Annotated in this window: 23 protein-coding genes; 7 read left to right on the top strand and 16 right to left on the bottom strand. The window is 70.8% G+C overall.

Going from position 1 to position 22,512, the window contains the following annotated elements; all coding sequences use genetic code 11:
* From MKK70_RS03315 to MKK70_RS03285, 7 genes are all read right to left on the bottom strand, one after another.
* The coding region (locus MKK70_RS03315; RefSeq protein ID WP_243945811.1) for a MipA/OmpV family protein at positions 1–850 on the bottom strand (850 nt) is incomplete at its 3' end.
* A 168-nt stretch (positions 851–1,018) separates the two neighbouring features.
* Entirely contained in the window at positions 1,019–2,470 is a 1,452-nt protein-coding gene (locus MKK70_RS03310) for an amidase (protein WP_243945809.1), read from the bottom strand.
* 22 nt (positions 2,471–2,492) lie between these two features.
* Positions 2,493–3,485: an ABC transporter ATP-binding protein gene (locus MKK70_RS03305; protein ID WP_243945807.1), complete on the bottom strand. Its 993-nt coding sequence runs from the start codon at positions 3,483–3,485 to the stop codon at positions 2,493–2,495.
* The gene (locus MKK70_RS03300; protein ID WP_147858105.1) at positions 3,482–4,462 is read right to left on the bottom strand and encodes an ABC transporter ATP-binding protein; all 981 of its coding nucleotides are present in this window, start codon (positions 4,460–4,462) and stop codon (positions 3,482–3,484) included. Before MKK70_RS03300 ends, MKK70_RS03305 begins: the two co-directional genes overlap by 4 nt.
* Positions 4,459–5,391, bottom strand: coding sequence for an ABC transporter permease (locus MKK70_RS03295; RefSeq protein WP_147725568.1), 933 nt, complete (start codon positions 5,389–5,391; stop codon positions 4,459–4,461). The genes MKK70_RS03300 and MKK70_RS03295 overlap by 4 nt, the downstream gene beginning before the upstream one ends.
* Positions 5,388–6,365 carry an ABC transporter permease gene (locus MKK70_RS03290; protein ID WP_243945806.1) on the bottom strand — a complete coding sequence of 326 codons (978 nt, stop codon included), beginning with the start codon at positions 6,363–6,365 and terminating at the stop codon, positions 5,388–5,390. The genes MKK70_RS03295 and MKK70_RS03290 overlap by 4 nt, the downstream gene beginning before the upstream one ends.
* 24 nt (positions 6,366–6,389) lie before the next feature.
* The gene (locus MKK70_RS03285) at positions 6,390–7,982 is read right to left on the bottom strand and encodes an ABC transporter substrate-binding protein (RefSeq protein WP_147725566.1); all 1,593 of its coding nucleotides are present in this window, start codon (positions 7,980–7,982) and stop codon (positions 6,390–6,392) included.
* A gap of 308 nt (positions 7,983–8,290) precedes the next feature.
* Here MKK70_RS03285 and MKK70_RS03280 point away from each other — a divergent pair, with 308 nt between their 5' ends.
* Entirely contained in the window at positions 8,291–8,797 is a 507-nt protein-coding gene (locus MKK70_RS03280; RefSeq protein ID WP_147725565.1) for a hypothetical protein, read from the top strand.
* Between the two features lie 25 nt (positions 8,798–8,822).
* Here the strand turns inward: MKK70_RS03280 and MKK70_RS03275 are convergent, their stop codons facing one another.
* The 4 genes from MKK70_RS03275 to MKK70_RS03260 form a co-directional block, all read right to left on the bottom strand.
* On the bottom strand, positions 8,823–9,038 hold the full coding sequence (locus MKK70_RS03275) for a hypothetical protein (protein WP_243945804.1): 216 nt from the start codon (positions 9,036–9,038) through the stop codon (positions 8,823–8,825).
* 264 nt (positions 9,039–9,302) lie between these two features.
* Positions 9,303–10,031: a MarR family winged helix-turn-helix transcriptional regulator gene (locus MKK70_RS03270; protein ID WP_243935401.1), complete on the bottom strand. Its 729-nt coding sequence runs from the start codon at positions 10,029–10,031 to the stop codon at positions 9,303–9,305.
* 147 nt (positions 10,032–10,178) lie between these two features.
* Positions 10,179–10,577, bottom strand: a complete 399-nt coding sequence (locus MKK70_RS03265; protein WP_147725563.1) for a response regulator — start codon at positions 10,575–10,577, stop codon at positions 10,179–10,181.
* 123 nt (positions 10,578–10,700) lie between these two features.
* The gene (locus MKK70_RS03260; protein WP_243945802.1) at positions 10,701–11,966 is read right to left on the bottom strand and encodes an adenosylmethionine--8-amino-7-oxononanoate transaminase; all 1,266 of its coding nucleotides are present in this window, start codon (positions 11,964–11,966) and stop codon (positions 10,701–10,703) included.
* A 90-nt stretch (positions 11,967–12,056) separates the two neighbouring features.
* On the opposite strand from MKK70_RS03260, the gene MKK70_RS03255 reads away from it, so the two are divergent.
* A complete protein-coding gene (locus MKK70_RS03255; protein ID WP_243945801.1) occupies positions 12,057–13,178 on the top strand; it encodes an aminotransferase class I/II-fold pyridoxal phosphate-dependent enzyme in 1,122 nt (373 codons plus the stop codon).
* A 6-nt stretch (positions 13,179–13,184) separates the two neighbouring features.
* Here MKK70_RS03255 and MKK70_RS03250 read toward each other — a convergent pair whose 3' ends face one another.
* The 5 genes from MKK70_RS03250 to MKK70_RS03230 all read right to left on the bottom strand — a co-directional run bounded on the left by MKK70_RS03250 (position 13,185) and on the right by MKK70_RS03230 (position 16,914).
* Positions 13,185–13,631 (bottom strand): DUF6894 family protein, encoded by a 447-nt coding sequence (locus tag MKK70_RS03250; protein ID WP_243945799.1) that lies wholly within the window; start codon positions 13,629–13,631, stop codon positions 13,185–13,187.
* Positions 13,632–13,831: 200 nt separating this feature from the next.
* Positions 13,832–14,704 (bottom strand): tetratricopeptide repeat protein, encoded by an 873-nt coding sequence (locus MKK70_RS03245; protein WP_147725558.1) that lies wholly within the window; start codon positions 14,702–14,704, stop codon positions 13,832–13,834.
* 274 nt (positions 14,705–14,978) lie between these two features.
* A complete protein-coding gene (locus MKK70_RS03240; RefSeq protein ID WP_243945797.1) occupies positions 14,979–16,079 on the bottom strand; it encodes a 5-(carboxyamino)imidazole ribonucleotide synthase in 1,101 nt (366 codons plus the stop codon).
* Entirely contained in the window at positions 16,076–16,573 is a 498-nt protein-coding gene (gene purE, locus MKK70_RS03235; protein ID WP_147841380.1) for a 5-(carboxyamino)imidazole ribonucleotide mutase, read from the bottom strand. Before purE ends, MKK70_RS03240 begins: the two co-directional genes overlap by 4 nt.
* Before the next feature lie 122 nt (positions 16,574–16,695).
* On the bottom strand, positions 16,696–16,914 hold the full coding sequence (locus tag MKK70_RS03230) for a YdcH family protein (protein ID WP_147725555.1): 219 nt from the start codon (positions 16,912–16,914) through the stop codon (positions 16,696–16,698).
* Between the two features lie 157 nt (positions 16,915–17,071).
* Here MKK70_RS03230 and MKK70_RS03225 point away from each other — a divergent pair, with 157 nt between their 5' ends.
* From MKK70_RS03225 to MKK70_RS03205, 5 genes are all read left to right on the top strand, one after another.
* Positions 17,072–17,254: a YdcH family protein gene (locus MKK70_RS03225; RefSeq protein WP_147725554.1), complete on the top strand. Its 183-nt coding sequence runs from the start codon at positions 17,072–17,074 to the stop codon at positions 17,252–17,254.
* Between the two features lie 151 nt (positions 17,255–17,405).
* Positions 17,406–19,334: an AMP-binding protein gene (locus MKK70_RS03220; protein ID WP_243945796.1), complete on the top strand. Its 1,929-nt coding sequence runs from the start codon at positions 17,406–17,408 to the stop codon at positions 19,332–19,334.
* A gap of 103 nt (positions 19,335–19,437) precedes the next feature.
* Positions 19,438–20,556, top strand: a complete 1,119-nt coding sequence (locus MKK70_RS03215) for an NADH:flavin oxidoreductase/NADH oxidase (protein WP_147725552.1) — start codon at positions 19,438–19,440, stop codon at positions 20,554–20,556.
* Between the two features lie 54 nt (positions 20,557–20,610).
* The gene (locus MKK70_RS03210; RefSeq protein ID WP_243945795.1) at positions 20,611–21,546 is read left to right on the top strand and encodes a glycosyltransferase family 2 protein; all 936 of its coding nucleotides are present in this window, start codon (positions 20,611–20,613) and stop codon (positions 21,544–21,546) included.
* Positions 21,543–22,502, top strand: a complete 960-nt coding sequence (locus MKK70_RS03205) for a glycosyltransferase family 2 protein (protein ID WP_243945794.1) — start codon at positions 21,543–21,545, stop codon at positions 22,500–22,502. Before MKK70_RS03210 ends, MKK70_RS03205 begins: the two co-directional genes overlap by 4 nt.
* The last annotated feature ends 10 nt before the right edge of the window (positions 22,503–22,512 follow it).

The raw sequence follows: 22,512 nt of genomic DNA, 5'->3' as shown, positions 1-22,512 counted from the left end.
CGAAGGAGTAGTCGACCTTCAGGCCGAACAGGAACTGGTCCGGGTTGCCGAACGGGCGCCGCACCAGCGGGCTGTCGCCGGAGGAGCCGAGGATGCGCGAGTAGCCGGCGTAGCCGGTATAGGCCCAGGTCGCGTCCTGGGTGTAGGTGACCGCGCCGAGCACGCCCGCGGAGAAGAAGCTGCCGGGGTCGTAGGCGGCGACGCGACCGTTCACGGCGGCCTCGTCGGCGGTGACGCCGAAGTACTTCCGCGCGTAGGAGGCGTCGCCGATGTTCAGGCGCGGTCCGATCGAGAACTGGAAGCGGTCGACCGGCAGGATGTAGTCCGCCCCGACCGAGCCGACGGTGCCGTGGTGCCCGTACACGCCCTGCCGGACTTCCACCCGCGTGCGGATCGACGGGATCGGGTAGAACTCGATGAACAGGCCCGGCTCGACGGCGAAGCGCGCATCGCGGAAGCCGAACAGGTGCCGGCGGTCGTCGCCGTAGTAGCGGCCCGGCACGAAACGCGCGGTCGGGCCGATGCGGAACACCGCGTTGTCGTAGAGCGAGAAGCTGAACCCGTCGTCGGGCGCGGAGAAGCGGCGCGGCTCGCCGGCGCGGCGCACGTCGATCGCCGGGTAGCCGATCACCGTGTAGTCCTCCGAGCCGGGATAGCGCGGCGTGAACTGGAGGTTGCCGGTCAGGGTCACGATCCAGGTGTCGGGATCGACCTGGGCGAAGGTCGGCACTGCCCGCGGCATGATCGCGCCGAGGTCGGCGGCGAGGGCCGATCCGCCGAGGGCGATCGCGAGGGGGAGGGCGAGATAAGCCGCACGCGGCTTCGAGGAGGGGCGAACCGCATTGCTCATGGCCGATCTTATAGACACGTCGAACCGCGCTCCGCCCGCGTTTCATCCCGTCGCGGCCGCAAAAACCCCGATTGTGTCCGCGCCGCAACGAACGCTTGCAACCGGCCGAACGGGTGATCGCGTCCGGTGCGTCTCAGGATTGCAGGGCTTCGGGTCGAAGGGTCGGGATCATGCCCCGAGCAGCGGGGGCGGCCGGCGCGAGACCCAGCCGGCCGCCGCGTCGTAGGCGGCGCCGAGCTGCAGGCAAGCCAGCTCGCCCCGGTTGGGGCCGACGATCTGGATGCCGGTCGGCAGCCCGCCGGGGCCGAACCCGGCCGGAACGTTCAGGGACGGCAGGCCGCTCATGGTCGCCGGGATCACCACCTGCATCCAGCGGTGATAGGTGTCCATCGTGCGGCCGCCGACCTCTTTCGGCCAATCGAGGCCGATCGCGAACGGGAACACCTGCGCGCTCGGCATCACCAGGAAGTCGAAGCGCGCCATGAAGGTTTGCACGGCCTCGTACCAGGCGGTGCGGCCCTCCTGCGCCGACCTGATCTGCTCGGCGGTGAGGGCCAATCCCCGCTCGACCTCCCAGATCGCCTCGGGCTTGAGCAGGGCGCGATGCGCCGGGTCGTCGTAGAGCGGGCGGAGGCTCGACGCATTCATCCAGGCGCGCAGCAGGACGTAGTCCTGCCACAGCCGCTCCATGTCGAAGGCGGGCCGGGCGTGCTCGACGCGGCAGCCGACCGCCTCGAAGGCCGATAGCGCCTCGACCCCGCATTCCAGCACCCCGGGATCGAAGGGCAGCTGCCCGTCGAGGTCGCCGAGCCACGCGATCCGCGTGCCGGAAAAATCGCGCTTCAGGTCCTCGGCGAAGATCGCCGGATCCTGCGGGATCGAGAATGGCACGCGCGGGTCGGCGCCGGCCTGAACCGACAGCATCAGGCCGATATCGGCCGGCGAGCGGCCGATCGCGCCGGAGACGCCGAAGCCCGGCGTGAACACGTCCGGCGCGGCGATCGGGATCCGGCCGTAGCTGGTGCGCAGGCCGAACAGGTTGTTGAAGGCCGGCGGGTTGCGAAGGCTGCCGGCATGGTCGCTGCCGTCGGCCACCGGCTGCATGCGCAACGCCACCGATACCGCGGCGCCGCCGCTCGAGCCGCCCGCGGACCTGCTCTGGTCGTAGGCGTTGGCGGTGGCGCCGTAGACCGGGTTGAAGGTGTGCGAGCCGAGGCCGAATTCCGGGACGTTGGTCTTGCCGATGAACACGGCGCCGCCTCGGCGAAGCCGTCCCGCCATGATCGAGTCGGCCGGCGCGATCCGGTCGCGGAAGATCGGCGAGCCTTGCGTGAACGGCAGGCCGCGGACCGCATCGAAGTCCTTCACCGCCAGGGGAAACCCGTGGAGCGGGCCGGCGCTCTCGCCGCGGGCGAGGCGGGCGTCGCGCTCCGCGGCTTCCGCGATCAGGCGGCCCGGGTCCTGCAGCGCGACGATCGCGTTCACCGCCGGGTTCAACCGCGCGATCCGCGCGAGCGCGGCTTGCATCACCTCGACGCAGGACACCGCCTTCCGGTGGATCGCGGCGGACAGCGCGACCGCGCTCATTTCGAGGATGTCGGACGGCGCGCTGGATGTCATCGGAACTCCATCGGGCAGGCGGTCAGGTCAGCCGCCCTTCCTGATAGGCGTGGCAGGCGACGCCATCGATCAGCGCCGGCACCTCGGCCCGGCAGCGGTCGTCGGCGAAGGGGCAACGCGGGTTGAAGCTGCAGCCCGGCGGCGGGTCGATCGGGTTGGGGATCTCGCCGGAGACCGGCGTGCGCTGCCGCCCTGTCAGGCCGATGTCGGGCACCGCGTCGAGCAGCATCCGGGTGTAGGGATGCTTCGGATGCGTGAACAGCTCGCGCCCGCCGCCGATCTCGACGACGCGGCCGAGATACATCACGCCGATCCGCGTCGCCATGTGGCGCACCACGGCGAGGTTGTGGCTGATGAACAGGTAGGTCAGCCCGAGCCGGTCCTGCAGGTCGCGCATCAGGTTGAGGATCTGTGCCTGCACCGACACGTCGAGCGCCGAGGTCGGCTCGTCGCCGACCAGGAACTCCGCTTCCGCGGCGAGCGCGCGGGCGATGGCGATGCGCTGGCGCTGCCCGCCGGAGAAGGCGTGCGGGTACTTCACCCGGTCGTCGGGATGCAGGCCGACCAGCGTGAGCAGCTCCCCGACGCGGTCGGCGATCGCCGCCTCGCCCCGGATCAGGTCGAAGGCCCGGATCGGCTCGGCGACGATCCGTCCGACACGCCAGCGCGGGTTCATCGACGCGTAGGGATCCTGGAACACCATCTGGATGCGTCGCCGCAGCCGGCGGCGGGCCGCATTCTGCGCCGGATCGGTCATCGAGACGCCGGTGATGCGGACGTCGCCCGCGCTCGGCGGAAGGAGGCCGACTACCATGCGCGCGACTGTCGACTTGCCGGAGCCGGATTCGCCGACCAGGGCGAAGGTCTCGCCGCGCTCGATCGTGAAGGCGACGCCGTCGACCGCCTTCAGCCACTGCTTCGGCTGCCGCTCGATCATCCGGTTGAGCCACGGCTTCGACACGTCGAACAGCCGTCGCAGGCCCTCGACCTCGACGTACGGCGCGGGCGCGCTCATGCCGCCACCTCGGCGCGATCGTAGAGGTGGCAGGCGACGCGGTGCCCGCCCACCGGGATCGGGTCGGGCCGCTCGACGCGGCAGCGGTCGAACACCTTCGGGCAGCGCGGGTTGAAGGCGCAGCCGGCGGGAATCGCGGTCAGGCGCGGCATCGCACCGGGGATCTGCGCCAGCCGCCCGGTCTCCTGCGTCAGCGTCGGGATCGCGCCCATCAGGCCCTTGGCGTAGGGATGCAGAGGGTCGCCGACCACGGCGCGGACCGGGCCGATCTCGGCGATGCGGCCGGAATACATCACCGCGACCCGGTCGGCCGCCTCGGCGATCACGCCCATGTCGTGGGTGATCAGCATCACGGCGGTGCCGTGATCGCGCCCGAGGCGCTTGAGCAGGGTGATGATCTGCGCCTGCACCGAGACGTCGAGCGCCGTCGTCGGCTCGTCGGCGATGATCAGCTCAGGCTCGGCCGCCAGGGCGAGGGCGATCACCACGCGCTGGCGCATGCCGCCGGAGAACTCGTGCGGATAGCCGTCGATCCGCCGCTCGGGCGCCGGGATGCCGACCTCGGCGAGCAGGTCGATCGCCCGCGTCCGCGCGGCCCTGGCCGAGAGGTCGGTATGCGTCTGCACGGTTTCGATGATCTGCCGTCCGATGCGGTAGAGCGGGTTGAGGCTGGTCAGCGGGTCCTGGAAGATCATGCCGATGCGCCGGCCCCGGATGCGGCGCAGCCGCTCGGGCGGCAGGTCGTCGATGCGTTCGCCGCCGAGCCGGATCTCGCCGCCGCTGATCCGGCCGGGCGGGTCGATCAGGCCGATCACCGCTGCGCCGGTCACCGATTTCCCGGCGCCGGATTCGCCGACGACGCCGAGGATCTCGCCGCGGGCGATGTCGAAGGACACGCCGTCGATCGCCTTCAGGATGCCGCGCCGCGTCGCGAACTCGACGCGCAGGTCGCGGACGGAGAGGACGGGTTCTGTCATTGCAGCTTCGGGTTCAGCGCGTCGCGCAGCCAGTCGCCGAGCAGGTTGATCGCCAGCACCAGCCCGGCGAGCGCTAGGCCGGGGAAGGCGACGATCCACCACTCGCCGGAGAACAGGAAGCGGTTGCCGGTGCGGATCAGCGTGCCCAGCGACGGCATGGTCTCGGGCAGGCCGGTCCCGAGGAACGACAGCGTCGCCTCGGTGATGATCGCCAGCGCGAGGTTGATCGTCGCGATGACGAAGACCGGTCCCAGCACGTTCGGCAGGACATGGCGGACCATGATCACGGGCGACGACAGCCCGATCAGGCGCCCGGCCTGGACGTAGTCCTTGTTCTTCTCGACCATCACCGAAGAACGGACGGTGCGGGCGTACTGCACCCAGAACGACAGCCCGATCGAGACGACGATCAGCCCGATGGTCGCGTTGGTGTCGAGGCCGCCGCCGGCCGCGGCCTTCGCCACGCCGTCGACGACCAGCGCGATCAGGATCGCCGGGAAGGTCAGCTGCACGTCGGCGACGCGCATGATGACCGTGTCGACGAGGCCGCCGAAGTAGCCGGCGATCAGCCCGAGCGCGAGGCCGAGGCCGCCCGAGACGAGCACGCCGAGAAGGCCGACGACGAGCGAGAGGCGCAGCCCGTAGAAGACGGCCGAGAGCACGTCGCGGCCCTGGTCGTCGGTGCCGATCAGGAACGGCGCCTGCCCCTCCGCCGACCAGATCGGCGGCAGGTTCGAGTTGATCAGGTCGAGCTCGGCCGGATCGTAGGGATTCTGCGGCGAGATCCACGGCGCGGCAATGGCGAGCGCGAAGAACAGCACCGTGACGGCGAGCGCCGCCATCGCCAGCTTCGAGCGGCGGAAGCTCGCGAAGACGTCGGAATCGAGGAACCGCGCCCAGCGCGAGGGCGTCGCGGCGAGGGCGCTCATGCGGTGCGTCCCGCGAGCCGCAGGCGCGGGTCGACGATCGTGTAGAGCACGTCGACCGCGAGGTTGATCGCCACGAAGATCGCCGCGACCAGCAGCAGGTAGGCGGCCATGATCGGGATGTCGACGTTCTGCACCGCCTGCACGAAGAGCAGGCCCATGCCCGGCCACTGGAACACCGTCTCGGTGATGATCGAGAAGGCGATCACCGAGCCGAGCTGAAGCCCGGCGATGGTGATGACCGGGACGAGGGTGTTCTTCAGCGCATGCCCGAAATGGATCGAGCGGGTGGTGAGGCCGCGCGCCCGGGCGAAGCGGATGTAGTCGGCGCGCAGCACCTCCAGCATCTCGGCGCGGACGAGCCGCATGATCAGCGTCATCTGGAACAGCCCTAGGGTGATCGAGGGCAGGATCAGGGCACGGAGCCCCGAGACCGTGAGGAAGCCGGTGGTCCACCAGCCGAGGCGCACGGTGTCGCCGCGGCCGAACGACGGCAGCCAGCCGAGCGTCACCGAGAACAGGAAGATCAGCAGGATGCCGATCAGGAAGGTCGGCAGGCTGACGCCGGCGAGCGAGATCGCCAGGAAGAGCTTGGCCAGCGCCGTCTCGCGGTGCAGCGCGCAGTAGACCCCCATCAGGATCCCGACGACGAGGGCGAAGATCGTGGCGCACAGCGCCAGCTCGAGGGTCGCGGGCATCCGCTCCGCCAGCAGGTGCGAGACCGGCTGGCGGAACTGGTACGAGATCCCGAAATCGCCTCGCAGCACGTTGGCGGCGTAGCGCGCCGCCTGCACCGCGACGGAATCGTCGAGCCCGAGGTTCCTGCGGATCTCGGCCCGCTCCGAGACCGGGGTGTCGACGCCGACGATCTGGTTCACCGGGTCGCCGGCGAAGCGGAACATCGAGAACGCGATCACCCCGACGACGGCCAGGACCACGACCGATTGCAGCAGGCGGCGGAGGATGAAGGCGAGCATCGGGTCAACCGTTCACGCCGCGCCTCAAGGCTTCTTCGACACCCAATAGAGCAGCAGGAGGTTGTCGGGCCGCTGCGTCAGCGTCACCGTCTTCGAGACGCCCCAGGCCAGCGCCTGCTGGTGCAGCGGGATGACGGCCCAGTCCTTCTGCAGGATCTCGAAGCCCTCCTTGATCTCGGCGTCGCGCTTGGCCTGATCGGTCTCGCCCTCGACCTGGTCGGCGATGGCGTCGAGCTTGGTGTTGCAATAGCCGCCGAGGTTCCAGCCGCCGCGGCTCGACTTCGGATCGGTCCGGCAGCCGACCATCTCGTAGAGGATGTTGTGGCTGTCCTGCGACGACGGCGTCCAGCCCAGCAGGTAGAACGCGGTGTCGTAGTTCGGCGCCAGCACCTTGGCGAAGTACTTGGCCTTCGGCTGGGCGTTGAGGTTCACCTTCACGCCGACGCGGGCCAGCATCGACACGACCGCCTGGCAGATCGCCTCGTCGTTGACGTAGCGATCGTTCGGGCAATCCATCGGGACGGTGAAGCCGTCCGGGTAGCCGGCCTCGGCGAGCAGCGCCTTGGCCCGCTTCGCGTCCGTCGTCGGGCGCTTGAACTCGGCCGAGCGCGCGTAGAGCGAGGGCGCGATCATCAGGGCGGTCGGCGTCGCCTGCCCGCGCATGACTCGCTTGGCGATCGTGTCCTCGTCGATGGCGAGGTACATCGCCTCGCGCACGCGCACGTCCTTGAACGGGTTCTTGCCCTTGACGCTCGAATCCTTGAGTTCGTCGCGGACCTGATCCATCCCGAGGAAGATCGTGCGCAGCTCCGGCCCGGTCATCACCGTGGCGTTGCCGCTGGCGTTGACGCGCTGCTGATCCTGCAGCGGCACCGGGTCGATCCAGTCGACCTCGCCGCCGAGCAGGGCCGCGACGCGGGTGGCGTCGTTCGAGATCGTGGTGAACACCGCCTCGTCGAGGTTCGACTCGACCTTGCCCCAGTAGCCGGGGAACTTCTTGAAGATGGTGCGGACGCCGGGCTGGTGCTCGGTGATGACGAACGGGCCGGTGCCGTTCTCGTGCAGGGTGGCGTAGCTCGGCGACGCCGCGCTCACGGGCGAGGGCGCGACGGCGTTGTTCTTCTCCGCCCAGGCCTTCGACATGATGTACCAGGTCGAGAACTGGTAGACCGCGATCGGGTTGGGCTTCGACAGCACCATGTCGACGGTGTGGTCGTCGACCTTCACGAACTTGGCGTCGGACGGGATGTTGGTGGTGAAGCTCGATCCGGCGGCCCGGACCCGGTCGGCGGAAAACAGCACGTCGTCGGCGGTGAAGGGCGAGCCGTCGTGGAAGCTGACGTTCTTGCGCAGGTGGAAGCGCCAGCGCGTCGGCTCCGGCGTCTCCCACGATTCGGCGAGGCCGGGCGCGAGGTTGAGATCCTTGTCGCGGGTGATCAGCGCCTCATAGACTGCGGCGTGCATGCCGATCGTGAAGCTTTCCTTCAGCGAATACGGATCGAGGGACTTGATGTCGCCCTGAAAGGCGAAGCGGAAGACGTTGGCCGCCTGGGCCGGCGCCATCCCGAAGGCCAGGGCAAGGCCGGCGGCGGCCGCGAACGTCCGGATCCGTGACATCGACAAACGCAACTCCCTGAAGCGACCGGTCTCGGCGGGATCGACGACCCTTGGATGCCTAAGAAAACGGCACCGGGTCAACCGCCCGTCATATCATTCGGGATGATCCGTCGTTTCGGCGCCCGCCGCGAGGGCGCGCACGCATGGATCGCCATGCACCATGCGGGACTCGTGCCAGCGGTTGCGGATCGCCGACCGCGCCGGATCGATCTCGGCGGTGCATGACCTTTCCGAGGCCCCTCGACTCTCGATGCACCGTCGTCCACGGCTCTTCGCGCGCGCCGCGATCGGCGACGGGGGAGGTTGTCTTGAGAAACATCATTGCGACGACGGCGGTTCTTGGATTCCTTTTCGCAAACCCAGCATCCACCGCGTCGGCGAAGCCGTTCGAGCTGCCCGACACCAAGCCGATCGTGACGATCGACCTCCCGAACGCGTGGTCGCCCGAGGAAATCGAGAAGGGTGCCCAGGCGACGTCCCCGGATACGTCGATCTACGTCGCTTTCGAGGTGCAGAACCTTAAGAACCTCGAGAACGCCATCGTCGAAGGCGTGAAGTTCTTCGCCGAGAGCGGGGTGAAGATCGATCCGAAGTCGCAGAAGAAGTCCGAAGCCAAGATCAACGGCTTCGACGTGGTCGATCTCGGCTGGGACGGCGTCGACAAGGACGGCCCGACCAAGGTGAGCCTGTCGATCATCGTGCTGTCGGAGACCAAGGTCGGCATGCTGTCCTACTGGGGCTCGCCCGCCGGCGAGACGAAGTACGCGGCGCAGCTCAAGGCGATCGCCAACAGCATCCAGCCGCTCGGCCGATAGGCGACTCGCCGTCGCCGGGCCGGACCTAGCTCGCCGGGCCGGACCTGCCCTCGCGGCGGTTCGGCCCGGCGCCGCCGCACAGGTGCCGGGAATCGCCGAGCGTCCGGAAATCCTGCGTGCGCAGGTTGGTCGTCGTGAAGACCTTGCCGCGGTCATCGCCCCTCGGGATCGAGACCGGGCAGGTCTTCACAGGATCGCCGACCTTCGCGTCCGCGACCGCCGGGACGAAGACGTAGGACACGCTTCGACGCCGTTTCCAAGCTCGACGCCGGTGCCGTCGTCGGTGGCCTTGCTCTTGGGTCTCATCAGCGGAGCGCCGAAGCGCCTCCCGATCGCGGGAATCACCGTCGTCGCGCAGGCCCCGACCCGCCTCGGCATCGCATCGCCGGCGACGGTGGGTCCGGCAAGGCGTGCGGCGATCACGACGGCGACGGCGAGGGGCGTGGGCGTGCCCGCAGCGTATCGCCCGCGGCCATCGTGTGCAGCGGCTCCGAACGGCGCCGCGTCAGTGCGCCGGGATCGGGGCGAGCGCGTCGGCTTCGTCCTCGTCGGCCTCGATCTCCGCATCGGCTTCGGTCTCGTGCCCGGTCAGCCCGCCGGCCTCGGCGAGTCCCTTGGCGGCCTTGCGCAGAAGCTTGCGCAGGCGTCGCCGCTCCTTGTTGTCGAGGCCGGCGAGCAGCTCCGCCTCGACCGCGTCCCAGATGCCCTCGATCGCCTCCGCCTTGGCGAGGCCCGCCTCGGTGAGGCGCACGCGCACGATGCGGCCGTCACCGGCCTCCGCGCGCCGCTCGACGAAGCCGAGGGCGGCGAGCCGCGAGATCGTCTTCGATGCGGTCGGCGGGCGCACGCGCAAGGTCGCGGCGAGGTCGCCCATCGTCATCGTGCCGGAGGCCGCGAGCACCTGCACGACCTGCTCCTGGCCGGCGAACAGGTCGAGCGTCGCCAGCCGGTCGCCGATGCGGGCGCGATGCAGGCGCGCGGCCTGGACCAGCGCCCAGCCGACGCTCTTGGCGCCCGGTGGCTTCGATCCGGGCCGCTTCGCGGCCGCCGTTTCGGGGCTCGGAGCCGGGACCTCACCGGGGCGCTCAGCCGAGGCGTCGCGGCTCTTGCGCTTGATCCGCGCCGCGTCGGGAGCGGGCCGCGCGTCCTTCCGGTTCTTCGCCTTGCCGTTCACGGGCAGCCCCGGGTTCTCGATGACCGGCGCGGCTGCCGGGATCTCGTCCGCCGCTGACATCCCATACCCCGCGCTGCACGACCGAACACGCCGAAAATCCGGCCCCGGAAACGGGACCGGCCTCGTTCGCGGCCGGCTGTGCCTCGGGCGTGTGAAGCTGGGATGACGGTCGGGGCGGCGATCCCCTGCTCAGCAGGGCATGAGGCCTCAGCAGGGCATGAGGCGGCGGAGCTGGTCGAGGATGTCCTCGCCGCTGCACGGGCGGGCGATGAAGTGCGCGCCGGCCGGCATCCGGGCCGGGTCGGGCGCGGCGCGGCCGGAGACGATCAGGATCGGCAGCTTCGGCCGCGCCTCGGCCACGGAGCTGGCGAGGTCGAAGCCGTTGGCCTTGCCCGAAAGCTCCACGTCGGTGACGAGGCCGCAGATGTCCGGCCGCGCCTGAAGGATGCTCATCGCCCGCTCGGCCGATGCGCATTGCACCGTCTCGTAGCCGCCACCCTCGAGAACGTCGCCGAGATCCATGATGGTCAGCGCTTCGTCCTCGACGAGGAGGATCACGGGCCGGTCTTCCTGGGGACTCGTCTGCTCGCTCGTCACGATATGCATCTCCAGCGTTTCGGTCCGGGAGCGTCGCCGGGACACGCCCCCCGCCGCACCCTCATCCTGGATGTCCAACGGCAGAGGGGCGTTCCGGTTGCAGTGCCGGGCGGGGTTGCCGACAGCGCTCGATCAGCTCGATATCGAGACCGATCCGACGACCGAGACGACGGATTCGATCAGGTGTTCGAGGTCGTCCCGGCCGATGGTCAGCGCCGGCGTCAGGTAGACGACGTCGCCGAACGGGCGCACCCAGACGCCGCGCTCCACGAGCCGCGCCTTGAGCGTCGCGAGGTCGGGCGGCTCGGCGAACTGCACCACGCCGATCGCGCCGAGCGTGCGGATGTCGGCGATGCCCGGCCGCCCACGGAGCGGTTCGAACCCTTCCGCGAGGCGCGTGCCGATCGCGCGGGCCTGCTCGAGCCGCGGCTCGCGCGCGAACAGGTCGAGGCTGGCATTGGCGGCCGCGCAGGCGAGCGGGTTGGCCATGAAGGTCGGGCCGTGCATCAGCGCGGCGCCGGGATCGTCCGACCAGAAGGCGGAGAACACCTCGCTGGTGGCGATCGTGGCCGCGAGCGCCATCGTGCCGCCGGTCAGCGCCTTCGACAGGCACAGGATGTCGGGCACGATGCCGGCCTGCTCGCAGGCGAACAGCGTGCCGGTGCGGCCGAAGCCGGTAAAGATCTCGTCGGCGATCAGCGGCAGGCCGTGGCTGTGGGCGAGGCGCGCGATCGTCGCCAAGACCTCGGGCGGATGCATCCGCATGCCGCCCGCACCCTGCACCAGCGGCTCGACGATCACCGCGGCGAGCTCGGTGCGGTGGCGCGCGAGGATGCCGTCGAGGGCGGCCGCCTCCGCCTCGGTCCGCGGCAGGTCGGAGAAGAGCTGGGTCGGCAGGAAGGCACCGAAGCGGCGGTGCATGCCCTCCTCGGGGTCGCAGACCGACATCGCCCCGACCGTGTCGCCGTGGTAGCCGCCGCGGAACGCGAGGATGCGGGTGCGGCCGGCCTCGCCGCGGTTCAGCCAGAGCTGCACCGCCATCTTCAGGGCGACCTCGACGGCGACCGAGCCGGAATCGGTGAAGAACACGTGGTTCAGGTCGCCGGGCAGCAAGCCGGCGAGCCGGCGCGCCAGACGCTCGGCCGGGGCGTGCGTCAGGCCGCCGAACATCACGTGCGGCATGGTGCCGAGCTGCTCGGAGACCGCCGCGGCGATGTGGGGATGGTTGTAGCCGTGCACCGCCGTCCACCACGAGGCGATGCCGTCGACCAGCGCTCGCCCGTCGGCGAGCACGATGCGCGAGCCGTGCGTGCGCACCGCTTCCAGCGGGGACGCCGCATGCTTCATCTGCGTGTAGGGGCGCCACAGGGGCGCGGCGCTCGGATCGTCGGTCGGCATCCGCAGATCGATGCGGGCATGCCGCGCGACGGTCAACCGGGCGCGACGCCGGACTTGACTCCGGCCGGCGCCGCGGGGCTTTGAGGCCCGATGTCGAGCCTCGAATCCTTCGCCCGCGACAAGCTTTCCGGCCTGGATGCCGCCGCCCTCCGCCGCCGCCTGGTGCCGACGATCCGCGCCGCCGACGCGATGGCCGAGCGCGGCGCGCGCCGGCTCGTCTCGTTCTCCTGCAACGATTATCTCGGCCTGAGCCACGACCCGCGGGTGATCGCGGCCGCGCAAGCTGCCGTCGCCGCCTACGGCGCCGGCTCCGGCGGGTCGCGGCTGGTGACCGGCAACCATCCGCTGCTGACCGCGCTCGAAGCGCGGCTCGCCGCGCACAAGGGCACCGAGGCGGCGCTGGTGTTCGGCAGCGGCTACCTCGCCAACCTCGGGATCACCCCGGCGCTGGTCGGTGCGGGCGACCTCATCCTCGTCGACGAACTCGCCCATGCCTGCATGTGGGGCGGTGCGCGGATCTCGGGCGCGACGATCCTGACGTTCCGGCACAACGACGTCGCCGACCTCGGCCGCCTGCTTTCGGCGCATCGCGCGCAGCATCGCCGGGCGACGATCCTGACCGAGCGGGTGTTCAGCATGGACGGCGACCGCGCGCCGCTCGGCGACATCCTCGAGCTCGGCGACGACCACGACGCCTGGACGCTGGTGGACGACGCGCACGGGCTCGGCGTCGTCGAAGGCGGACCGCGGGCGCCGCTGGAGATGGGCACCCTGTCGAAGTCGCTCGGCTCCTACGGCGGTTATCTCTGCGCGTCGCAGGCGGTGATCGACCTGCTCACCAGCCGCGCCCGCAGCTTCGTCTACACCACCGGGCTGCCGCCGGCCTCCGCGGCCGCCGCCCTCGAAGCGCTGGCGATCCTGGAGGCGGAGCCGGAGCGGGGTGCCAAGCCCCTGGCGCTCGCCCGCCGCTTCACCGCGCGGCTCGGATTGCCGGAGGCCGAAAGCGCCGTAGTGCCAGTGATGGTCGGCGAGGCGCAGGCCGCGCTCGCGCGCTCGGCCGCCCTCGAAGCGCAGGGCTTCCTCGTGGTGGCGATCCGGCCGCCGACCGTCCCGGCCGGCACCGCGCGGCTGCGGGTGGCGTTCTCGGCGGCGCACGACGCGGCGCAGGTGGACGCGCTGGCCGACGGCATCGCCGCCCTGCGCTCGGCGTGATTTGACCTAAGAGGCGACGGCACCCGATCGCGGCGAGGCGCCCCATGGATCGGCCGCGCCGCTCGCGCGCGACCGGGCGACGATCAGCTGGGACATGCGGATCGTCTGGCTCAGGCGATCGATCGAGTCGGAGACGGCTGCGCGCAGATGCACCGCCCGCACCATCTCGCGGCGCTGCGTAGCCGACGAGACGGGAAGAAGCCGACGCCTGCTTCGGAGACCCTTGCTCAGCATCTCGCGGAACGGGACGTCCATGAGCAGGAGGCCGTCGTCATCCGTGATCTCGAAGGCGTAGGGCATCGGGTCGTGGCCGGACCGTGCCAGCTCCGCCGCCATGTCGAGGATGGCGCGGCAGACCTCGAGATACGCCGCATCGAGGTCGGCGAATTCCAGCCCGATCTCGTCGCGTTCATAACCGCTCGGGCCACGTAGATGACAGTAGAAGTACGGCATCCGACGAAGTGTGACAGGTTTCGAGCGCCGGCGCCATGGGTGTTCCTCGGTCCGATGGCGGCAAAGGTCGTCATTTTCCTGTCGCTTTCACCCTACGGTCTTGGTTGTCTCGGCTGTTCGCGCGGTGGTAGTCATCGCGATCCGAAACGAAGAACGCCGCCCTCTCGCGCGGCGTTCTTCGTTCGAGCAAACCCCGGGCTTCAGTTGAACAGCGAGCCGACGCCGCCCTGAACCCGGCCGAGGCCCTGGCGGGCGATCGGGTTGCTCGGGTCGATGGTGGAGGCGCGCTGGTAGTTCTCCATCGCTTCCTTCTTGCGGTTCGACTTCTCGTAGGCGAGGCCGCGATAGGCCCAGGAGGTCGCGTCCTTGTTGTTCACGTTGAGGGCCGCGTTGTAGTCCTCGATCGCCTTGTCGTACTGGTTCGTGGCGATCAGGCTCTGGCCGCGGGCGGCGTAGGGCGCGCTGACGAAGGGATTGCGGTCGATCGCGGCGTCGAAGTCGCCGATGGCGGCGGTGTTCTGGCCCTGCTTCTGCCGGACCAGGCCGCGGGCATGATACGCCTCGGCTGATTCGGGCATCAGGCGGATCGCCACGTTGAGGTCGCTCATCGCGCCGTCGAGGTCGCCCTGCGCCCGCAGCACGTTGGCGCGGCCGATATAGGCGGGGCCGTAATTCGGGTCGGAGGCGATTGCCTTGGTGAAGTCCTGCAGCGCCGCGTCATTGCGGCCGGTCTGGCGATAGGCCAGCGCGCGGTTGTTGTAGGCCGAGCCGGAATTCGGGTCGATCTGCACCGCCTTGGTGAAGTCGCCGATCGCGTCGTTGAACTGGCCCGCGCGGGCATAGGCCGCGCCGCGGGTGTTGTAGGCGGCGGCGTCGTTCGGGTTGCGCTGCACCACCTCGGTCAGCGAGGCGATGTTGACGTTGGTCGCGCCCGTGGTGTCCGCCTCGAGCACCGCGAATTGCCGTGGGCCGGCAGCGCTCCCCACGGTCTCGCAGCCGGCGAGCGCCACGCTCGCGAGCGCAGCGAGGCCGAGCAGGGCCGACCGTTGAAACCGCACGCTGTCTGACGTCATCGCCCCATTCCCCTCGGCACGGTGCTCAAGTCTGCAGCACGCCCGAACCTTGATCCACGCACCCCGAGCGGCGCGGCCGACACGGAACCGGTCCGATCCGGTCGCGTAGGCTCCGGCACGTTCGCGCATCGCGGTGAACGCCCGATTAAGCACGGGCGACGGACCCGTTGATGCGGGCCGATGTGGCGAACATATGGCTCGACTGGAAAAGACCTTGCGATCTTGGGAGCAGGGCGCACGCGAAGCATCCGCTGTTGTGCGGATGCATCGGATTTCAGGGCTCGAGGCGGGTGACGTGGCCCATCTTGCGGCCGGGTCGGGCCTCGCCCTTGCCGTAGAGATGCAGATGCGCGCCGGGCTCGGCCAGCAGCGACCGCCAGCCCGAAACCTCGTCGCCGATGAGGTTGCGCATCTCGGCACGCAGTCCGCCGGGCCGGGACGGATCGCCGAGCGGCCAGCCGCAGACCGCGCGCACGTGCTGGGCGAACTGCGAGGTCGCGGCGCCCTCGATCGTCCAGTGCCCGGAATTGTGCACCCGCGGCGCGATCTCGTTGACGACGAGCCGCTCGCCGCCGTCGGCCTCGCGCACCAGGAACATCTCGACGGCGAGCACCCCGACGTAGTCGAGGGCGTCGGCGATCGTCCTTGCGATGGCGAAGGCGGCCTGCGCCGTCTCCGGCGCGATCCCCGGCGCTGGCGCGCGGGTGACGGCCAGGATGTGGTTGCGGTGCTCGTTCTCGCACAGGTCGAAGGCGGCGAAGCTTCCGTCGGCCGAGCGCGCGGCCACCACCGAGACCTCGCGCTCGAACGCGACGAAGCCTTCGAGGATCAGCGCCGCGCCGCCGAACTCGGCGAAGATCGCGTTGCGATCCGATTCGGCCTCCGTCCGGATGATGCGCTGGCCCTTGCCGTCGTAGCCGAACCGGCGGGTCTTCAGCACCGCCGGGCGGCCGATGGCGTCGAGCGCACGGGCGAAGTCGTCCGGCGTGTCGACGGCGCGGAACGGCGCCGTCGGGATGCCGAGGCGGTTGATGAAGTCCTTCTCCGACAGCCGGTCCTGCGTCGTCGCCAGCGCCGAGGCGCTCGGGTGGAGCGGCGCGTGCGCCGCCAGCAGGTCGGCGGTCTCGCGCGGGATGTTCTCGAACTCGTAGGTAACCACGTCGACGCTCCGAGCGAAGCGCGCCAGCGCCTCGGCGTCGTCGTAGGCCGCACAGGTGGTCGCGGCCGCGACGTCGAAGGCCGGGCTGTCGGCGTCGGGGCAGTAGACGTGGACCTTGAGGCCGAGATTCGCCGCCGCGAGCGCGATCATGCGGCCGAGCTGGCCGCCCCCGACGATGCCGAGGGTGCTGCCGGGCGCGATGGTCTTCGTGGTCACGGGGTCTCGGTCTCCGGCCGTTCGGCGACGGATGCAGTCTGGGCCGCGCGCCACGCATCGAGGCGGGCGGCGAGGTCGTCATCGGACAGCGCGAGCACGGCGGCCGCCAGGAGCGCGGCGTTGACCGCGCCGGCCCGGCCGATCGCCAGCGTCCCCACCGGAATGCCGGCCGGCATCTGCACGATCGAGAGCAGGCTGTCCTGTCCTGACAGCGCCTTGGATTCGACCGGCACGCCGAAGACCGGAAGGCTCGTCATCGCGGCGGCCATGCCGGGCAGGTGCGCGGCACCGCCGGCGCCCGCGATCACCACCTGGAAGCCGGCCGCCTTCGCGCCCTTGGCGAAGGCCACCAGACGGTCCGGCGTGCGATGCGCCGAGACGATGCGCGCGTCATGGGCGACGCCGAGCGCGTCGAGCGTCTCGGCGGCGTGCCGCATGGTCGCCCAGTCGGACTGGCTGCCCATGATGATCGCGACCGCAGGCGCCGGCACCATCCGCGTCAAACCCATTCTCTGCGCGAAGGAGGCCCGTGAGCCTGAATCCGCCGCTGGCAAGCTCGCCGCTTACAGGCGCGGGCCCGACGCGGCAAGGCGAGGCGCGGCGGCATCCACCGGCATCAGGCGATGATGTCGGGGGTGATCTGGTCCTCGACGAAGGCGATCCGGTCGCGCAGCGTGAGCTTGCGCTTCTTCAGCCGCTGGATCTGCAGCTGATCGCCGGCGACGTTGCGCTCGAGGGCGTCGATCGCGTCGTCGAGGTCGCGGTGCTCCTGCCTCAGCCGCGCCAGCTCGACGTCCAGTTCGGACTGCTCATCCGGGACCAACTCAACCGTCATCGTCGCCTTCGAAACCCGCCGCGTGCCTGGGGCGAGCATGCGTCAGGCACGCCCGAGCGGCAAGCATTCGTGAGGCATAGGCTGAGGATTGCCTTCGACAGCCGGCTCGACATGTGCGAGATTCGACCGGTCGGAACGATGACAGGAGACACGACTCATGTCGCTGCAGACGCATCTGAGCCAGCTCACCCGGAAGCACGAAGCCCTCGAACGGGAAATCCACCAGGCGACGCTGAGGCCGTCCGAGGACGACCTTCGCATCGCGGAGCTGAAGCGGCGAAAGCTTCTCCTGAAGGACGAGATCAACCGGTTGCAGGCCGACGTCGACACGCTGCACTGACGCGCCTGATCCCCAGCACGGCACCGAGGTCCGCCGCGCCGTCCCTGACGGCGCGGCTTTTTTGTGCGGTCCGCCGATCCTGCGGCGAGCGCGAGTCTGCTAGGCTCGCCCCGTAAGGCCCCCCGTGAAGAGGGCGCCCCGAGGAGCCGCCATGCCGACCGACCCCTCCGCCGATGCGCCGTCGCGCTATGCCGACGTGCACGCCGCCGCGATGCGCGATCCCGAGGGGTTCTGGCTCGACGCGGCGCGGGCGATCGATTGGGCGACCCGGCCGACGCGGGCCTTCGACGCCGCCTCCGGCCCCTACGGCCGCTGGTTCCCGGACGGATCGCTGAACGCCTGCTGGAACGCGGTCGACCGCCACGTCGCGGCCGGCCGGGCCGACCAGGTCGCGATCCGGTACGATTCGCCGGTGACCGGGACCAAGCGCGCGATCACCTACGCGGAGCTGCTCCGCGAGGTCTCCGCCCTGGCGGCGGTACTCGGCGACCTCGGAGTGGTGCGCGGCGACCGGGTGATCCTCTACATGCCGATGGTGCCCGAAGCCCTGTTCGGCATGCTGGCCTGCGCCCGGATCGGCGCGGTGCATTCGGTGGTGTTCGGCGGGTTCGCCGCCAACGAGCTCGCCGTCCGGATCGAAGACGCGGCGCCGAAGGTGGTGCTCGCCGCCTCCTGCGGCATCGAGCCGAGCCGGGTGGTCGCCTACAAGCCGCTGCTCGACGCGGCGCTCGCCGCGGCCAAGCACAAGCCCGCCGCCTGCCTGATCCTCCAGCGTCCGCAAGCGGCCGCGAGCCTCGTCGAGGGGCGCGACCGCGACTGGGCCGAGGCGGTCGCCGCGGCCTCGGGACGGTCGACGGACTGCGTCGCGATGACGGCGACCGACCCGCTCTACGTGCTCTACACCTCCGGCACGACGGGCAAGCCCAAGGGCGTGGTGCGCGACACCGGCGGCTACCTCGTGGCGCTGGCCTGGTCGATGCCGAACCTCTACGGCGTCCAGCCCGGCGAGACCTACTTCTGCGCGTCCGACATCGGCTGGGTGGTCGGGCATTCCTACATCGTCTACGCGCCGCTCCTGCACGGCTGCACCACGGTGCTCTACGAAGGCAAGCCAGTCGGCACCCCCGATCCCGGCGCGTTCTGGCGGGTCGTCGCCGAGACCGGGACCGTCTGCCTGTTCACCGCGCCGACCGCGCTGCGGGCGATCAAGAAGGAGGACCCGAAGGGCACCCACGTCGCCGGCCACGACCTCTCGCGCTTCCGCACCCTGTTCCTGGCCGGCGAGCGCGCCGACCCGGATTCGGTCGCCTGGGCCGAGCGGGTGCTCGACCGGCCCGTCATCGACCACTGGTGGCAGACCGAGACCGGCTGGCCGATCGCCGGCAACCCGGTCGGCCTCGGGATGCTGCCGGTCAAGCACGGCAGCACCTGCGTGCCGATGCCGGGCTACGACGTGCAGGTGCTCGACGAGGGCGGCAAGCCGGTGCCCGCCGGCACGATGGGCACCATCGCGATCCGCCTGCCGCTGCCGCCGGGCTGCCTGCCGACCCTGTGGGGCTCCGACGCCCGGATGCGCACGAGCTACTTCGAGACCTTCCCGGGCTGGTACGACACCTCGGACGCGGGCGTGATCGACGCCGACGGCTACATCACCGTGCTCGGGCGGACCGACGACATTATCAACGTCGCCGGCCACCGCCTCTCCACCGGCGGGATGGAGGCGGTGCTCTCCGCCCACCCCGACGTCGCCGAATGCGCCGTCATCGGCATCCGCGACGCGCTCAAGGGCGAGGCGCCCTGCGGCTTCGTCGTGCTCAAGGCCCAGGTCGCGCGCGATCCGGCGGAGATCGAGCGTGAGCTCGTCGCCAAGGTCCGCGACGAGATCGGGCCCGTGGCCGCGTTCAAGCTGGCGCTGACGGTCCAGCGGCTGCCGAAGACGCGCTCGGGCAAGATCCTGCGCGCCACGATGAAGCGCATCGCCGACCACGAGCCCTGGACCATGCCGGCGACCATCGACGATGCCGGCGTGCTCGACGAAATCGGCGAGAGCCTGAAGGCCCGCGGGATCGGGGAGGGGTGAGCCGCGCCCGGCTACGGCGCGAAGGGCCGGCTTGTGGCGGCGAGCTGGCGTCCGTCCCAAGAGTGCGGCACACAGCCGATGCCCCCGCAACCCGGAGTTGCCGATGACCGCCCGCCTGTTCGAACCGCTGACGCTCGACGACCTGACGCTGGAGAACCGCATCCTGATCGCGCCGATGTGCCAGTACTCGGCCCGCGACGGCGAGGCGACCGACTGGCACATGATGCATCTCGGCCAGCTCGCGATGTCGGGCGCCGGGCTGCTGACGCTGGAGGCGACGGCGGTGTCGCCCGAGGCGCGGATCACCGCGTGGGACCTCGGGCTGTACTCCGACGGCTGCGAGCGCGCGCTCGGTCGGGTTCTGGCGGCGATCCGCGAGTACGCGCCGATCCCGGTCTGCATCCAGATCGCCCATGCCGGCCGCAAGGCGTCGAGCCGGGCGCCCTGGGACGGCGGCCAGCAGATCGCGCCGGATCATCCCTACGGCTGGCGCACCGAAGCCCCGTCCGCCCTGGCACACGGCGACGGCGAGGTGGCCCCGCACGCCCTCGACGGCGCGGACCTCAAGCGCATCCGCGACGACTTCGTCGCGACCGCCAAGCGCGCGGTGCGCCTCGGGATCGAGGCGTTCGAGCTGCACGGCGCCCACGGCTACCTGCTGCACCAGTTCCTCTCGCCGTTGGCCAACCAGCGCACCGACGCCTACGGCGGCAGCCTCGAGAACCGGATGCGGTTCCCGCTCGAGCTGTTCGAGGCGGTGCGGGCGGTCGTCCCGGCAGGCCATCCGGTGTGGATGCGGGTCTCGGCGACCGACTGGGTCGAGGACGGCTGGGACCTCGAGGAGACCGTGGAGCTCGGCCAGCGCCTGAAGCGCGCCGGCGCCCCCGCGATCCACGTCTCGACCGGCGGCGTCTCGCCGAAGCAGGCGATCAAGCTCGGGCCTGGCTACCAGGTGCCCTATGCCGAGCGGATCAAGGCCGAGACCGGGCTCGCCACCATCGCCGTCGGGCTGATCACCGAAGCGGACCAGGCCGAGGCGATCCTCGCCGAGGGCCGGGCGGACGCGATCTCGCTCGCGCGCGCCCTGCTCTACGATCCGCGCTGGCCCTGGCACGCGGCGGCCGCGCTCGGCGAGACGGTGCGCGCGCCCAAGCAGTACTGGCGCTCGCAGCCCCGCGAGCACAAGGACCTGTTCAAGGATCCGACCTTCGGCCAGCGTTGATCGCACCTATACCTGAGCCTGGGCCCGAGCCTCGGCCCGGGCCTCGCCTCGGGCGTGCGTTTCCGTTATCGGCTCGGGCCGCAGGCCGGCCGCGGCCTGTCCTGGATGTGCGTGATGCTGGCCATCGGCCTGACCCTGTTCCACCCGAGCCGAGACCAGGTCGACGACATCGTCCGACGCTATGCCGGCAGCCGGCATCCGGTCCTCGCCTTCGACAATGGCGGCCTCGGCCCCGTGGATCGGATGAAGCTCGAGGCGGCCGGCGTGCGCTTGCTGTCGGCCGGGAGCAACGTCGGCATCGCGGCCGCCCTCAACGGCGTCGTCGAGGCCGCGACGCGGGTCGGCGCGGACGGCGTCCTCCTGCTCGACCAGGATGCGCAGGTCGGGCCGGAGATGATCGGCGCGCTCGCCGATGCCCGCACGCGGCTCCGTGCGGAGAATCGGCCCTGTGCGGTGATCGGACCGGTGCCGGGCCGCGCAAACGCCGAGTCCAAGCCGCCGCGGTTTCGGCGCCGGCCCCGGCAGGCGGCCGTCGGCACGCTGGTGCCGGTGGAATTCCTTGCGACCTCGGGCTCGCTCGTCGACGTCCCAGCGTTCCGCGCCGTGGGGCCGTTCCGGGCGGACTACTTCATCGACGGGGTCGAGCTCGAATGGTGCTTTCGCGCCTGGGATGCGGGCTACGGCTGCTGGATGGCGCAGGACGCCGCGATCGGCCACCGCGTCGGCGGCGGCACGATCCGCGCGCTCGGCATCGAGACGCCGCGCCAGCCGCTGTTCCGCATGGCGACCTACCTGCGCAACTCCGTCTACGGCTGGCGCCTGCGGCACATCCCGCTGCCGTGGAAGCTGCGCCAGATCGCCTACCTCCCGGTGCAGACGCTCCTGTACTGGCGCGACAGCGGCTACCGCCCGGCGGTGCTGCGGCGGCTGGCCGGGGCGGTGCTCGATGGTCTCCGCGGCCGCCTCGGCCGCCCCTTCGACGCGCCATGACGACGCCCCGCACCGATCGACGGCCTGCCATCGACGTCGTGATCGTCAACTGGAACGGCGGCGCCCTGGTGCGCGCCTGCCTCGCCAGCCTGGCCGCCGCCGGCGACGATCCCGCCACGGACGTGGTCGTGGTCGACAACGCCTCGACCGACGGCTCCGCCGACGGCCTGGAGCGGCCGGACCTGCGCCTCACCGTGATCGGGAACGCCGACAATGCCGGGTTCGGGCGCGCCTGCAACCAGGGCGCGGCGGTCGGCCGGGCGCCGGCGATCCTGTTCCTCAACCCCGACACCGAGGTCGGACCGGATGCGCTGCGGCTGGCGCTGGCGGCGCTCGACGCCGATCCGACGGTCGGCGTCGTCGGCGCACAGCTGGTCGACGAAGCCGGCCGTGTGCAGCGGATGTGCGCAAGGCGCCCGACCGCGGGCAGCCTGATCGGCCAGGAGCTTCATCTCGACCGGGTGATGCCGAGCCGGGTGCCGACGCATTTCATGACGGAGTGGGACCATGCCGCGTCCGGTCCGGTCGACCAGGTGATGGGCGCCTTCCTGCTGATCCGCCGGTCGCTGTTCGAACGGCTCGGCGGCTTCGACGAGCGCTTCCACGTCTATTACGAGGATGTCGATCTCTGCGCCCGCGCCTGGGATGCGGGCTTCACGGTGCGCCACGTCGCCGATGCGACGGTCCGGCACGACGGCCAAGGGACGACCCGGCAGGTGAGGGCGCGGCGCCTGTTCTACATCCAGCGCAGCCGCATCCTCTATGCGGCCAAGCACCAGGGTGCGGCGACCGCCCTCGCGCTGCTGGCGGCGACCTTCGCGGTCCAGATCCCGTTGCGCCTCGCCCTGGCGCTGCGTCGCCGGTCCCTGCGCGAGGCCGGGCAGGTCGTCCACGCGGCGGCGCTGCTCGGCGGCGCCGTTCCCGCCCTTCTCGCGCGGCTGCGCCGCGCCGATTGACCCGAACACA

This window comes from Methylobacterium sp. E-041 (genome assembly GCF_022829665.1).
Taxonomy (GTDB): domain Bacteria; phylum Pseudomonadota; class Alphaproteobacteria; order Rhizobiales; family Beijerinckiaceae; genus Methylobacterium.
This window is presented reverse-complemented; position numbering and strand designations above follow the sequence as displayed.